The 15711-nt window shown below is 31.7% G+C and carries 9 protein-coding genes; 7 read left to right on the top strand and 2 right to left on the bottom strand.

Features of this window, described 5'->3' with window-relative positions; translation table 11 throughout:
* Positions 1-14 precede the first annotated feature (14 nt).
* The 3 genes from BT151_RS00520 to BT151_RS00530 all read left to right on the top strand — a co-directional run bounded on the left by BT151_RS00520 (position 15) and on the right by BT151_RS00530 (position 5640).
* Positions 15-3272, top strand: coding sequence for a SusC/RagA family TonB-linked outer membrane protein (locus BT151_RS00520; protein ID WP_072399595.1), 3258 nt, complete (start codon positions 15-17; stop codon positions 3270-3272).
* Positions 3273-3283: 11 nt separating this feature from the next.
* A complete protein-coding gene (locus BT151_RS00525) occupies positions 3284-4735 on the top strand; it encodes a SusD/RagB family nutrient-binding outer membrane lipoprotein (RefSeq protein WP_072399597.1) in 1452 nt (483 codons plus the stop codon).
* Positions 4736-4806: 71 nt separating this feature from the next.
* Positions 4807-5640, top strand: a complete 834-nt coding sequence (locus tag BT151_RS00530) for a carboxylesterase family protein (protein WP_072399599.1) — start codon at positions 4807-4809, stop codon at positions 5638-5640.
* 2 nt (positions 5641-5642) lie between these two features.
* On the opposite strand, the gene BT151_RS00535 is transcribed toward BT151_RS00530, so the two are convergent.
* A complete protein-coding gene (locus BT151_RS00535) occupies positions 5643-8384 on the bottom strand; it encodes a T9SS type B sorting domain-containing protein (protein ID WP_143144225.1) in 2742 nt (913 codons plus the stop codon).
* Between the two features lie 221 nt (positions 8385-8605).
* On the opposite strand from BT151_RS00535, the gene BT151_RS00540 reads away from it, so the two are divergent.
* From BT151_RS00540 to rlmB, 4 genes are all read left to right on the top strand, one after another.
* Positions 8606-11869 carry a SusC/RagA family TonB-linked outer membrane protein gene (locus BT151_RS00540; RefSeq protein WP_072399603.1) on the top strand — a complete coding sequence of 1088 codons (3264 nt, stop codon included), beginning with the start codon at positions 8606-8608 and terminating at the stop codon, positions 11867-11869.
* Positions 11870-11881: 12 nt separating this feature from the next.
* On the top strand, positions 11882-13369 hold the full coding sequence (locus tag BT151_RS00545) for a RagB/SusD family nutrient uptake outer membrane protein (protein WP_072399605.1): 1488 nt from the start codon (positions 11882-11884) through the stop codon (positions 13367-13369).
* 42 nt (positions 13370-13411) lie between these two features.
* Complete coding sequence (locus BT151_RS00550; protein ID WP_143144226.1) at positions 13412-14140, top strand: hypothetical protein; 729 nt, start codon at positions 13412-13414, stop codon at positions 14138-14140.
* Between the two features lie 69 nt (positions 14141-14209).
* Positions 14210-14944 (top strand): 23S rRNA (guanosine(2251)-2'-O)-methyltransferase RlmB, encoded by a 735-nt coding sequence (gene rlmB / locus BT151_RS00555; protein ID WP_072399609.1) that lies wholly within the window; start codon positions 14210-14212, stop codon positions 14942-14944.
* Here the strand turns inward: rlmB and BT151_RS00560 are convergent.
* Positions 14941-15672: a rhomboid family intramembrane serine protease gene (locus BT151_RS00560; protein WP_072399611.1), complete on the bottom strand. Its 732-nt coding sequence runs from the start codon at positions 15670-15672 to the stop codon at positions 14941-14943. The two genes, rlmB and BT151_RS00560, sit on opposite strands and share 4 nt — an antisense overlap.
* Positions 15673-15711 lie beyond the last annotated feature (39 nt).

The raw sequence follows: 15711 nt of genomic DNA on the forward strand, positions 1-15711 counted from the left end.
CAAATAATTACAAAATGAAAACAAAGTTTAGTGGAATTCTAACGCTACTTCTAGCGTTTGTCGTGCAACTAACATTTGCACAAGAAAAGACAGTTTCAGGTACAGTTTCAGATGCATCTGGACTACCGCTTCCTGGAGCTACTGTCTTAGTTAAAGGAACTACAAGTGGAACATCAACCGATTTTGACGGTAAGTATTCAATTGAAGCTAATCAAAGTGCTACTTTGGTTTTTAGCTTTGTTGGATATTCAACAAAAGAAGTTGTTGTTGGCGCTTCAAACACGGTTAATATTACATTAGAAGAAGATGCAGAATCCTTAGAGGAAGTTGTTGTAACTGCATTAGGTATTAAAAGAGAAAAGAAAAGTTTAGGTTATGCTACACAAGAGGTTAAAGGCGATGCCGTTTCTTCTGTAAAAAGCCAAAACTTTGTTAACTCTTTATCTGGTAAAGTTGCTGGTTTAAATATCAAGTCATCTGGTAACCTTGGTGGTTCTACTAACGTTGTTATTAGAGGTAATAACTCAATAGCAGGAAATAACCAAGCATTATTTGTTGTTGATGGTATTCCTGTAGACAACGGTAACACTAACTCAACCGACCAAAAAAGTGGTCGTGGTGGTTACGATTACGGTAACGCAGCATCTGATATTAATCCAGATGATATAGAATCAATTAACGTATTAAAAGGTGCAGCAGCTACAGCGCTTTATGGTTCTAGAGCATCTAATGGTGTTGTAATGATTACAACTAAAAAAGGTAGTACTAAAAAAGGTATTGGAGTAACAATTTCTTCAAGTCTTACTTTAGGTAATGCTGACAAAGAAACATTAGTAAAATATCAAAACCAATATGGAGCTGGTTATGGTCCTTATTATGACGGCCCTGGTGGATATTTTGGCTTATATGATGTAGATGGCGACGGTATTGATGATTTAACTACTGTATTTACTGAAGATGCTTCTTATGGAGCTCCTTTTGACGAAAACTTACTAGTATACCAATGGACTTCAATTTATCCTCAATTAGATACATATCAACAATCTACACCTTGGTCAGCTGGTAAAAATGATCCTAATTATGTTTGGGGAACAAGTATTACAGCTGTAAACTCTGTCTCTTTAGATGGTGGTAATGATAAAAGTTCATTTAGATTAGGTATTACAAATCTTTCTCAAGAAGGAAACTTACCTAACAGTCTACTTAAAAGAAATACTGTTTCTTTTAATGGAACTCATGATTTATCTGAAAAATTAACAGCATCTACATATTTCAATTTTGTTAAAACTGATGGAAAAGGAAGAAATGGTACTGGATATGATTCAAATAACATAATGCAACAGTTCAGACAGTGGTTTCAAACAAATGTAGATTTAAGAGAACAAAAAGATGCCTATTTTGCAACTGGTGATAATATTACTTGGAATCCTAATGGTCCAGATAATTTATCTCCAATATATTCTGACAACCCATATTGGACATTTTATGAAAACTACGAAACAGATACTAGAAGTAGATTCTTTGGTAATTTTGCATTAGATTATGAAATTAACGATTGGTTGAATGTAATGGGTAGATTCTCTTTTGATACTTACTCTGAATTACAAGAAGAAAGAACAAATGTTGGAAGTTCTAACGTATCAAAATATTCTAGATATAACAATAATGTATCTGAATACAACTATGACTTAATGTTAAACTTTAATAAAAATTTATCTGACAAATTAAATCTAGAAGGTAATATTGGTTTTAACTTAAGAAGAAACGATAACAATAGTATTTTTGCTTCTACAAACGGAGGATTAAACTTAAAAAGTCTTTATTCACTTTCTAACAGTGTAAGCCCTATTAATGCACCAACAGAATATGACGCAACTACCATGGTAGATGGTGAGTATATTAGAGCTAGTTTAGGTTATGACAACTTTGCTTACATAGAAGGTTCTTATAGAACTGACCGTTCTTCTACTTTACCTAAATCTGATAATAGATATGGTTATTTTTCTGTTTCTGGAAGTTTAATCTTTTCTCAATTGATTGATGCAGATTGGTTGAATTTTGGTAAGCTTAGAGGAAACTATGCTGAAGTTGGTAGTGACACAAATCCTTACAGAGTATTCAACACATTTGGTATTGGAACTCCTTTTAATGGAAATGGTATAGCTTCTAATCCTGGTGCTCAGGCCAATTTAAACCTTTTACCTGAAAGACAAAATAGTTATGAGGTTGGTTTAGAAATGGCATTTTTAAACAAACGTATTGGTTTTGATGTTTCTTATTATAATACTGAAAACATTAATCAAATTACAAGTATTCCTTTATCAACAGCTACTGGATATACATCAGCAATATTAAATGCTGGGACAATTGAAAATAAAGGATGGGAAGTGCAATTAAATCTTACTCCTTTAAAAACAGATAATTTCCAATGGGATATAACAGCTAACTGGGCAAAAAATGAAAGTTTAGTAGTTGAATTATTAAATGGTATCGAAAACTTACAATTAGCTTCACTACAAGGAGGTGTATCTATTAACGCTACTCCTGGCCAACCTTATGGAACAATAAGAGGTTCAGATTTTATATATCACGAAAATGGTCAACCAATTGTTAACCAAACGGGAGCTGCTAGTAGAATAGGTACTTACCAAAGAACATCAACAAGTAATGAAGTAATTGGTGATATAAACCCAGATTGGAAAGCTGGTATCTTTAATTCAATTAAATACAAAAACTTTACTTTAGGATTCTTAATTGACATCCAAAAAGGTGGTGATGTATTCTCATTAGATACTTGGTATGGTTATGCTACAGGTATGTATGATTGGTCTGTTCAAACTAATGAATTGGGTAATCCAATTAGAGATGTAGTAACTGGTACTCCAGGAAACTATGGTGCAGATGCTGGAGGCTTAATTGTAGCTGGTGTTGCACCTGATGGAACCAAAAATGAGGTAAGAGCAAATTTCGATATTTATGCTAATGCATATGGTTATGCAAGAGCTCCAAACAAACTTCACGTTTATGATGCTGGTTATATAAAATTACGTGAAGCTAATTTAACTTATAATATTGATTCTAAATTCCTAGAAAAATCTCCATTCACAAGTGCTTCAATATCAATTATTGGAAGAAACTTATGGATTATTGACAAAAGTGTTCCTTATGCAGATCCTGAAGCTGGTTTAAGCTCTGGTAACGTTCAAGGATATCAGTCAGGAGCATATCCTTCTATTAGAGAAGTTGGTGCAAGTATTAAATTACAGTTTTAAAAAAATAAATTATGAAAAAAATATTTTTAACCGTTCTATCTATAATATCATTAGTGTCATGTAAATCAGACGACGCTTATGAAAATTTAAATAGAGATCCAAAAAATCCAACTCAAGTTGATGCTAGTTTTTTATTCAATTCAGCAACAAAGAGTTTGTTTGACCAAATGACTAGTACAAGTGTAAACAATAACATATATAGAATGTTAGGTCAACACTGGACTGAAACAACTTATGTTGATGAAGCCAATTATGATTTTAATACAAGAAATATCACAGACAGTCATTGGTCTGAGATGTATAGAGACGTATTATTAGATTTGACCACAGCTAGTGAAAATGTAAATGCTAGTCCTGATTTAACTCAAGCAGAAAAAGATTCAAGAAATGCTCAAATTGAAGTATTAATGATTTATACTTGGGCGCAATTGGTAGAAACTTTTGGAGACATTCCTTATTCTCAAGCATTAAATGCTGGCGAATATGTGTTACCTGGTTATGATGATGCTGCAACCATTTATTCAGATTTATTATCTCGATTGACATCTGTAATTCCTGCAATTTCTGGAACAGGTTTTGGTTCATCAGACCCTATTTATAGTGGTAATGTGGGAGCTTGGAAAAAATTCGCAAATTCTTTATTATTAAGAATGGGCTTACGTGTTGTTGATGCCCCAGGTATGTCAACAGTTGCACAATCAGCAATTACATCTGCTGTAAGTGGTGGTGTATTTGAATCAAATGATGATAATGCCTCTTTAGCATATGCAAGTGCTACTCCTAATACTAACCCATTATGGGTATCATTGGTTCAATCTGGTCGTGCCGATTTTGTAGCAGCTAACACTTTAGTAGATTTTATGAATAATTTAGATGATCCTAGACGAGCTGTGTATTTTGATCAAAATTTAGGAGCAGACACTTATGAAGGTGGTCCTTATGGTGAAAATAATAGTTTTAGCAGTTATACTCATATTAGAGGGTACGATGATGGTGCAGGTCTACATGACCCTACTTTACCAGCCTCTTTAATTGATTATGCTGAAGTTTGTTTTTATTTAGCCGATGCAGCTGAACGTACTATTTCAGGAACTCCTGCTGCAGCTCAAGGTTTCTATGATGATGGTATTACAGCATCTTTTGAATATTGGGGAGCTACTGATGTTGATACTTATTTAGCAAATCCTGATGTAGATTACACTACTGCTCCTGGAGATTGGAAAGAAAAAATAGGTAACCAATTTTGGCTAGCTATGTACAATAGAGGTTTTGAAGCATGGACAGCATGGAGAGTTTATGACACTCCAACATTCAACTTACCAGCTGTTAGCGGTAGTCCAGTTCCTACTAGATATACTTATCCAATTAGCGAGCAAAACTTAAATGAAACAAATTACAATGCGGGTTCTTCAGCAATTGGTGGAGATTCTCAAACGACTAAATTGTTTTTTGATGTAAACTAAATTATAAATTTATATTAATAATATTAAGGGCTATTTTTTTATAAAATGGCCCTTTTATTTTAATAAAAAATATGAAACGTTTTAATATTTTATTTATAACTATAATTTTAATTATCAACCTTTGGAACTGCAATAATCCTAATATTAATTTTCAAGAAGACCTAGTAGAAGAAGAAAATAGTAATGGAAATACTTCAAGAACAGTAGATGATGTAAGACAAGATTTTCAAGATTTTGATTTACAGCCTGGCATAAATGATGTTTCTTTAGAATCTACTACAGAAGGTTTATTTTGGAATTTTAGAGTTATTGTCCCAGAAGGCACAGGCATTTCTAATAAAAAACCTTTGATTTTTAGTCTTCATGGTGGTGCACAAAATATTAATCCAGAAGCTCACAAATCTACTGACTGTTTAATTTCTCCTGGATTAAATGATATTATTGATGCTTACATAATTAGTCCTAATAGCAATGCTAAACTTTGGTATGACCAAAATAATCAAATACAAATATTAGCTCTTCTTGATTTAGCATCATCTTATTTATATGTTAACACAAATAAAATAGTAATAACTGGTTATAGCGATGGTGGTAATGGTAGCTGGTTTTATTCCCAATATTATCCAAATAAGTTTTCAGCAGCTATACCAATGGCAACTTCTTACAACACCATTAAAAACAATGGTATTATTGACCCTATAGAAATTCCATTATATGTAATTCATGGTGCTAACGATGAATTATTTCCTCTTGAGACTACACAAAGCTATGTAAATAAATCAATTGAAGCAGGATCAGACATACAATTTGTTATTGCTAAAGACTTAGATCATTACCAAGTATGCGATTATGTTCCTTATTTACGTGATGCAGCTCAATGGCTAGTAAACACTGTTTGGGATTAGTTTTATATTTTTAAGGAAAAATGTCCTTTATAAACTTCGCCATTAGGTAATTTAAAAAAATACCAATAATCATCTGGGGTTAAAAGAGTTCCATTGAATGTGCCATTCCAGCCAGAAGATGTTAGCGGGTTAAATGATTTTAAAAGTTTTCCATATCTATCATAAATTTCTACATGAATAATTTCTAAAATAAACTTGTTAGGATCTAGCCCATATACATTCCAATTATCATTTGTTCCATCATTATTTGGAGTAAAATACTTTGGAAATCCAAAAATATAAAAGCTTTCTGATATGGTTTCACAGCTATTAATATCTTTTATAAAAACTTGATGATATCCTTCAGGAATATTTAAAATAGTATTACTCTCTTGATATACCCCATTAATATCATCTAGAGCAAAAAGAAACTTTTCTTCAGAATTTATAAGAACAGTAATGCTATGTCCATCAATTATTATATCTTGAATATCTGGTATTTGATTCTGTTTTACCGTAATAGTAATACTATCTTCACAATTTAAAGATTCATCATATATGTTAACCTCATAAATACCGGACTCATTTACAAAAATTTCATTAGTAGTTTCAGAAGTACTCCATATATATTTATAATCTCCAATTAAATTAGTATCTAATCCCGTGTTAATATTAATTGGGAAATCTGATTTACATATATTGATAGATTGATCATTTAATTGTGGGAAAGATTTAACATTTAGCTTTAACTCACCATCACCATAACAAGCATTATCACTTTCAGCTCTAATAAACAAACCTTTACTGCTTGAAGTATAAATATTTGGTAATGCATTTACACCTATTGCAGCATCGCTTTCACTTTCATAAAATGTTATAGAAACATTGGAAGGTAAACTTAATTGTGCAGCTATTCTACTTCCTTCAGATTCTAAATCAAAATCTGCAAAGTTATCATTATCAAAATCACAATTAGACAACTCATGTTTACCAATATCTACTGGCTGCGTGGTTTTTAACCTAATTGTAGCCATATTATAACATTCGGTATTGGCTTTGTAAACTTTAGCATATAATAATTCATCTTGTGTTTGATTAGTATATACATAATTAAGCGCATTAATATTCAACGTATCATTTGTAGCATCAATAACTGATTGATAATAATAAACTTGAATAGCATCATTAGTATTTAAACTTATAGGGGCGTTAGCTTGCTCTAAATTAAAAGTAGTTATACCATCATTAGAATCATCATCATAAGAATCACATTGAACTAAGTCATAAATATCACTTAAAACATTTGGCGAATCTGATATAATTACTTGCTTTATTAATGGATCATATTGTACACCATTTAATGACATTGTTAAATTAACTGAATAGACTCCTATAGTATTAAAAACGTGATATGGTTCTTCTTCTGTAGAAGTTTGCCCATCTCCAAAATCCCAAACTACACTATCATAAGGTTCTTCTGAAGTAATAAAAAAATGGGTTTGATCTCCTAAACAAGTATATTCATAATCAAATGTATAAAGAAAAATAGACTGCACAAATGGCGGCAATCCTAACTTAGCTGCTCTTCCTCCAAGATAAATGGAGTTTTCTGAATAATTACAAGAAACCCCAATATTATTAGGCTTTTTAATTACAGAAATATCTAAACCAGTTGAAAAAACTTTGTATCCAGATCTATATATCTTTCCATCAATTGCTAGTTGCAAAGCACCAGCGATATTTTGTGAAGAAATGATAGTTTGTCTTGAATTTATGATATTATAATTTTCAAGATTGTATTGATATAATTGTCCATTTAAAAATGTATCTGTTTCATCGAAGGTACTATTAGTAACATATAAAAGTTTCGAATTTGGAGAAAATTCTAAACCATAAGGGTAAGCCCCTGATAAAAGTTCTAATTGATTTGAAACAATTCCATTTGAATTATTATAATCATATAATAATACTTTCCCAGATTTCTTTCTTCCTGTTCTTGGCCCTCCAATAGAAGTTGAACTATGTGCTATAGCAATTTTTTTTCCATTTGGAGATACTTTTAAATATCCTATTGCTGATACATTTGCCCCTTCATCATTTATAATAGGTTGCACCATTTGTTGAACAGTAGAAATTATTGGATTTGAATTAACACCGTTAAAATCAACTAAAAAGGAAAAAAACCTATTCCTAAAATTGGTAATAACCCATATTGAGCTACCATTACTATGTGTTACAGCAGTTATTTTTTCTGAAGATTTATATTTGTTTTCTGTAGAATCATTAGGATTATAAGTTATTAAGTGAAAATTTTTTACATTATCGACAACATCGCCAAATCCATTATTTAATGCCAAATCTACTTCAGAATAATTAACACCATTAATTACAGGAATATCTTTTAAAAAATAACTAGGTTGATCAATAGTGAAAATATAAAATCTGGTTTTGCTGCCTGGTTTTGGAATAATTAATGCAGATTCTGTACTTGAGCTGTGTCCTAATAAACCACTTCCATTTGGCATGATTTCATGGCGCCTATCCCAAACTGTTACACCATCAGTATAAAACAACAAATTACCATTTGGATCGGAAATAGAAGCACAACCTTCGCTAGTAACTAACTTTCCATCTAAAAGTGGTAATGGATTCCCAGAATTAAAGTTAAGTCCCGCAAAATCACCAAAATACCAATTTGCGGCTTCTTTTTGGGAAAATACAAAACTAAAACTCAATATTAATAAAATGCTAAAAGTTAGTTTCAATAGTTTTATTTAGGGTTAAAATTATATTAATTTCTAAATTAAGAAAAAAATATTCTGTATTTAGAATTATTATTAAAAAACTCACATTTCTAATAATAATTAATAATTTTTACCTTATTCTTAACAAAAATTCCAAATTGACTTAAATTTTAACGCATTTTTGTTGTTTTATTAACTATTTATTAAGATTTTTGACGTTGACTAATTCAAATAATTATAATATGAAAACAAAGTTTAGTGGAATACTAACGCTATTTCTAGCGTTTGTAGTGCAATTAACATTTGCTCAAGAAAAGACAATTTCAGGTATAGTCTCAGATAATTCTGGATTACCATTACCTGGAGCAACTGTTTTAATTAAAGGTACTAAAACAGGTACTTCCTCAGATTTCGATGGTAAATACTCAATTAAAGCTAATCAGGGTGCTACTCTGGTTTTTAGTTTTGTAGGATATACAACCTTTGAAGCTGTTGTTGGTACTTCTAACACAATTAACGCAACATTAGAAGACAGTGCTGAATCACTAGAAGAAGTGTTAATTGTTGGTTATGGTACATCAACAAAACAATCATTTGCTGGTAGTGCAAAAACTGTAAAAAGTGAAGATTTAGAAATAAAGAATGTTTCAAATATTTCTCAAGCACTTGCTGGAGAAGTTGCTGGTGTTACAGTAATTAACACTTCTGGTCAACCAGGTACAGAATCAACAATAAGAATAAGAGGTTATGGCTCTGTTAATGGAAGTAGAGACCCTCTATACGTTGTAGATGGTGTTCCTTATAGCGGTAGTTTAAATGCTATTAACCCTGCAGATATTAAAAGCACAACTGTTTTAAAAGATGCAACTGCAACAGCTATTTATGGTTCAAGAGGGGCAAATGGTGTTGTTTTAATTACCACTAAAACAGGTTCTTCTTCAGATTCATATATTGAGATAGATGTTAAAACAGGTATAAACACACAAATAATACCTCGTTATGATGTTATCACATCTCCAGAAGAATATATTGGATATGCATGGGAAGGTTTATATAACAGAGGTGTGATTAATGGAGAAGCTGACCCTGCTGGTTATGCTAATTCAAACTTTTTTGGTCCTGGTTATTTAGATCCTGGTTATAATATGTGGAATGTTAATAACCCTAGTGAATTAATAGATCCTGCAACTCATATGGTGCGTCCTGGAGTAACTAGAAGATATACACCAGAATTATATTCAGATGCTGCTTTTGATTCTGCTTTTCGTAATGAAGGAAGTTTACGTATGGGTGGAGGAGATGAGAAATCAACTTATTTCTTTTCTTTAGGTTACTTAAATGATGATGGTTACGCTATCAATACTGGGTACGATCGTTATACGACTCGTTTAAATCTTAATTCAGATATTAAAGAATGGTTAAACATTGGAGCTAATCTTGGTTACGCTTATTCTGAAAGTAGAAACAATGGACAAACTGCAGGTTCAGAAAACGTTTTTGAATTTGCAGATAAAACAGCACCTATTTTTCCAGTATTTTTAAGAGACAATAATTATCAATTAATAGAAGACCCTATTTACGGCGGTAATATTTATGATTTTGGTAATATCTCTGGTTTTCGTGCTCGTAATCAATCGGATGGTTTAAATCCAATTGCAACCGCTTTATATGACCGTGTTGGTTATAAGAGACATGAGGTAAATGGTAATTTTTCTATGAATATTAAATTCACAGATGAATTAACTTTTGAAACGCGTTTCGGTACTCAATATTCTATTGAGAGATATAAAAGTTATTCTAACCCATTTTATGGTGGAGGTTCTACAGGAGATAATCCAGGTAGCTTATTCGCAAGAGATAGAGAGCGTTGGGGTACAAACTTTTTACAATTATTACGCTACAAAAATCAATTTGGTGATCACTCACTTGAAGTATTAGCGGCTCATGAGAATAATGAATATACTTTTAAAGAATCTGCTCAAAGTAAAGCATTAGTAGTTGTTGACGGTTTATTAGAATTAGATAACTTTTTATTTAATTTAAGCCCTCCAAGTGGTTTTTCTGAAGGTAGTAGTATAGAATCATACTTTTCTCAAGTAAATTATGATTTAAAAGACAAGTACTACTTTACAGGTTCGATTCGTACAGATGGATCTTCAAGATTTATTAATGACAAATGGGGTGTCTTTGGTTCTGTTGGTGCTGCTTGGGTAGCTTCAAACGAAGATTTCTTACAAAGCGATTTATTTACGTTTTTAAAACTTAAAGCATCTTACGGTATAACTGGAGATCAAGCTGGTATCGATTATTATGATGGATATGACACATACAATACGTCTCTTTTAGGAGGTATTGCAATTTCTCCAAACACTAATGGTAATCCAGATTTAACTTGGGAGACATCTAAAATGTTTCAAGTTGGAGTTGAATTTAGTTTAGGATCTTTCTTAGATGGTTCTATCGATTATTATAAAAAATTAACAGATAACCTTGTTTTTGATCGTAGAGTTGGTCCTTCTCAAGGTATTGCTATTCTTACAGTTAATGATGGAGAATTAACAAATCAAGGTATCGAATTTGATTTAACTGGTCATTTAATTAATAAAGGTGACTTTAAATTAGACTTAACTGTAAATGGTGAAATACTAGATAATGAGATAAGCGTTATGCCTATTGACCCAGCTACTGGTGAGCAAAAATATTTAGACAACTCAAATGGTAGCTTCGGTTATTCTGTAGGTCGTTCTATTTTTGATTTTTATATCAGAGAATGGGCCGGAGTTAATCCTGCTGATGGTAGCCCTATGTGGTATCAATACTATGATGACAAAAACAATAATGATATTGCAGATGCAGATGAAACAGCTTTTGAAATACTAGAAAATGGTTTAAACACAAACCAAACAGGCTCTATTGTAGAATATACTCAAAGAGTTTCTGATGCTAATATAAAAAAGACAACCACTCAAACTTACGCTAACGCAACTCAAGTGTACGTAAATAAAAGTGCTATTCCAGATTTACGTGGAGCTATTAGATTAGGAGGTACTTTAAAAAACTGGAATTTCTCAACACAATTTACCTATAGTATAGGTGGTTGGGCATATGATGCTCAATATGCCGAGTTAATGAGTGATCGTTTTGGCGCATTAGGTAATAACTTCCATACTGATATTGCTGATAGATGGATGCAACCAGGAGATGTTACTAATGTACCTAGATTATCTGATGGTATAGACCAAACATCTACATCTGCCTCTACTCGTTTTTTAACTAAAACAGATTATATCGCTTTAAACAATGCTACAATAGGTTATACTTTACCAGAAAAATTCTTAAAAAACACTGGTATTAGTTTAATTAATATTTGGGCATCTGGTGATAATTTATTTGTAAAAACGGCTAGAGATGGATTTAATCCAACTACTAGTGAAAGTGGTAATTCAGGTCGTAGATTATATGCACCATTATCTACGTTCACTTTAGGTGTTAGAGTTAAATTTTAAAAAAAAAAGAAAATGAAAAAATTAATTAAATTAACATTAGTTACAGCTACCTTAATGCTAGCATATAGCTGTAGCGAAGATTATTTGGTAAAAGAACCTTCAGAGTTTATTACCACAGATCAAATAGCTGAAGCAGCTTCAAAAAACCCTGATGTAATTAGGGGTACCATGACTGGTATTTATGCCTTAATGTTTGAAACAGGTACTGGAGGAACAACAAATCATGACGATTTTGGTCAGAAAGGATATGATATTTATTCAGATATGATGTCTAGCGATATGGCTCTTTCTGTAAGTACTTATGGTTGGTATCGTGCTGAAATAACTGAATATCAAGCTGCATTAGATTTTACACGCACACGTAATTACATGGTATGGCGTTATTATTACAGAATTATTAGATCTGCTAATACAGTAATTGATGCCTTAGGAGGTAACGATGCTATTCCAGAAAATGATGAAAATAAATATATTTTAGGTCAAGCTAAGACCATGAGAGCACACTCTTATTTTTACTTAGCTCAATTTTTTCAAAAAACTTATAATCCTTCAGAAGAAATTTTACCTCTATATGATGATTTATTAGATCAAAATGGACCAAAGGTAGCTGCGTCTGAAATTTATGCACTTATTGAAAGTGATTTATTATCTGCTATTTCTTTATTGAACGGTTATACAAGAACTGCTAAAGTAGAAGTAAACCAAAATATTGCTAAAGGAGTATTAGCTTATGTTTATGGAGCTATGGGAGGAAAAGACCTAGATGTTAAAACACTTACTGGACAAATTATTAATTCTGGTGAATTTACTTTAATGAATGATACAGAAGTTTTAGGTGGTTTTAATGATGTAAACACTCCTGGTTGGATGTGGGGTGCAGATATAACTATCGACTCTGGATTAGATTTAGTTTCATGGTGGGGACAAGTGGACTATTACTCATATAGTTATGCTGCTTATGGTGATTATAAAGTAATTGATTCGGATCTTTTTGCTACAATTCCAGCAGATGATGTTAGAAAAGGTCAATTTTACAATAACCCAGCCGATGCCCGTCATTTAATGCCTTTATTCAAATTTTATGATGCAAGTCGTGTAGCTTATGGAGCAAGTACTTCTGTTGTTGCAGATTACATATATATGAGAGTTGCCGAGATGTATTTATTAAATGCAGAATCTTCTGCTAAATCAGGTGATGAGCCAGGAGCTAGAACAAGTTTAAAATTCTTATTAAATCAAAGAATTCCTGATGCATCTTATGTAGATGCATTGTCTGGTCAAGCTTTATTAGATGAAATTAGTCTTCAAACTAGAATAGAATTATGGGGTGAAGGTAAAAGTTATTTAGCAATGAAAAGATTTAAAGACACAAGAACTCGTGGAGATAATCACTTGTCTTTCGTAGGTCAACCTATTTCTTATGATGATGAAAAAATGACTTTTGAAATTCCTGAATCTGAAATTCAAAATAACCCTTTTGTTAGTAGTCAAAATAACTAATATTTAGTTATGGATTTAATAACTAAATTAAAACTAAAATTTATGAAAAAAATAGCATATATATTTTTGATATTATTATCAACTGTAGGTTTTTTACAAAGCTGTGAAGACACTTATTTACCACCTCCATTAGAATATGTTACATTTGGTGATGCAGTATATTCAACAGGTGTTGATATAGGTGGTTCAACTACTCTTGAAATACCTGTTTACACAGGTAATATAACTTCTGCTGATAGATCTTTCAACGTCATTGTAGATGATTCTAATGCGGCTCCAGGTTCTTTTTCTGTACCATCTTCTGTAACAGTACCAGGTGGTACTAATGAAGGTACTCTAGCAGTTAACTTATCTGATGTTGATTTAGGAATTGGAGTTAATAGACTTAATATTACCTTTGAAAACGGAGCAGAATTCTCTAATGGTCCAGCAGCTACAGTAGAATACATACAAAACTGTAATGAAATAATTGCTACTTTAGATTTTGCTTTCGATTACTATTCAAGTGAAACTGGCTGGTACATAACTGATGCATTAGATGGTGTGGTTGCTTCAAAATCAGGTTATGCTGATGGTCAAGGATCTGCTTCTGAAAGCATTACACTTTGTGCAGGAAGAGATTACACATTATACGTTACCGATGTTTATGGTGATGGTATGAATGATGGCACTAATCTTGGTTCTTATACTTTAACTATTGATGGTACTGTAAAAGCTACTGGTGGTGGAAATTTTGGAGCTAGTGAAGCGAGTGCTTTTGATACAAATTAAAATTTATTAAATTAAATTGCTTGAAAAGAGACTGTGAATAACAGTCTCTTTTTTTATACCTTTAACCCAATGGAAAATCAAACACAAATATTCGGTATTAGAGCTATAATAGAAGCTATAAATTCTAGCGAAACTATTGATAAAGTATTTCTTCAAAAGGGATTACATGGTGAATTGTTTAGTGAGTTAGAATCTTTATTAAATAGAAATTCAATTAATAAATCTTATGTTCCTGTTGAAAAACTGAACAGACTAACAAAAGGTAACCATCAAGGAGCTGTAGCTCAAATTTCACCAATTGAGTTTCACGATATTGAAGAATTAGTAATGAATGTTATAGAGTCAGGTAAAGCACCTTTATTTTTATTACTTGATCAATTAAGTGATGTTAGAAATTTTGGTGCCATAATTCGTACTGCTGAATGTACTGGTGTAAATGGTATTATTATACAGAAAAAAGGTGGAGCTCCTGTAAATGGAGATACTATTAAAACTAGTGCAGGTGCCGTTTTCAAAGTACCTATTTGTAAAGTAGATCACATAAAAGATGCGGTGTTTTTTATGCAGGCTTCTGGTATAAAAGTAATTGCTGCTACCGAAAAAACTAATGACACATTATACGATGTTTCATTTTCTGAACCTTGTGCTATAATTATGGGATCAGAAGGTAGAGGTATAAATCCTTCTATTTTAAAAGTTGTTGATGCCAAAGCGAAGTTACCTTTACTTGGTGAGATTGAATCATTAAATGTATCTGTAGCTTGTGGTGCTTTTTTATATGAAGTATTAAGACAGCGTCGCTAATCTTTATTTTTTTTGTAAATATAATTTATAGTGTGTTGCTCCTGCTCTATTTCAGGTTCAGTTTCAATTGATTCTATAAAATTTCCATTTTCATCAAAATGTTTCAAAAATGGATCATTGTCTTCATTATAATTTTCTTGTTCCCAAATATATTTCTTTGGTTTTGCTATTTCTTTTTTAAAAAATAATGCAAATAACAACCCTGTTATTAGACCAGACATGTGTCCTTCCCAGGAAATTCCTTTTTCAATAGGTAATGTATACCAAATCATACTTCCATATAAAAAAACTACTAAAAGCGATAAAGCTATTAACCTATAATGCTTTGCAAAAACGCCTTTAAAAAAAGTAAAACTAACTAAAACATAAATTAAGCCACTTACACCAATATGATATGAAGGTCTACCAATACACCATGTAAAAAATCCAGAAATCAAAATTCCAAAAATTATAACTCTCCAAGCAATATGGCGGTAGAAATAAAACAATGCCATTGATAGAACAAACAACGGAATCGTATTATGGTATATATGTTGAATATTTCCATGTATAAAAGGACTTAATAAAACACCTCTCAATCCCTTTAAGGTTTGTGGATATATCCCATATTTACTAAAATTATATCCAAACCTAACTTCTACCCAAAATACAATCCATATGGTTAATACAAATAGTATTGGATATGCCACAACTCCTGTTGAGAATTTAAAATGATCTGGTTTATTCATTGTACTAAAGTTAGCAAATAGTTAACCAAATTTGGCTAT

This window comes from Flaviramulus basaltis (assembly GCF_900114265.1).
In the GTDB taxonomy this organism is placed as follows: domain Bacteria; phylum Bacteroidota; class Bacteroidia; order Flavobacteriales; family Flavobacteriaceae; genus Flaviramulus; species Flaviramulus basaltis.

What these genes read in the sequence shown, in the direction of transcription:
- BT151_RS00560 (WP_072399611.1), bottom strand. Translation starts at nt 15,672, where the DNA reads ATGAATAAACCAGATCATTTTAAATTCTCAACAGGAGTTGTGGCATAT.
- BT151_RS00545 (WP_072399605.1), top strand. Translation starts at nt 11,882, where the DNA reads ATGAAAAAATTAATTAAATTAACATTAGTTACAGCTACCTTAATGCTA.
- rlmB (WP_072399609.1), top strand. Translation starts at nt 14,210, where the DNA reads ATGGAAAATCAAACACAAATATTCGGTATTAGAGCTATAATAGAAGCT.
- BT151_RS00530 (WP_072399599.1), top strand. Translation starts at nt 4,807, where the DNA reads ATGAAACGTTTTAATATTTTATTTATAACTATAATTTTAATTATCAAC.
- BT151_RS00550 (WP_143144226.1), top strand. Translation starts at nt 13,412, where the DNA reads ATGAAAAAAATAGCATATATATTTTTGATATTATTATCAACTGTAGGT.
- BT151_RS00540 (WP_072399603.1), top strand. Translation starts at nt 8,606, where the DNA reads ATGAAAACAAAGTTTAGTGGAATACTAACGCTATTTCTAGCGTTTGTA.
- BT151_RS00525 (WP_072399597.1), top strand. Translation starts at nt 3,284, where the DNA reads ATGAAAAAAATATTTTTAACCGTTCTATCTATAATATCATTAGTGTCA.
- BT151_RS00520 (WP_072399595.1), top strand. Translation starts at nt 15, where the DNA reads ATGAAAACAAAGTTTAGTGGAATTCTAACGCTACTTCTAGCGTTTGTC.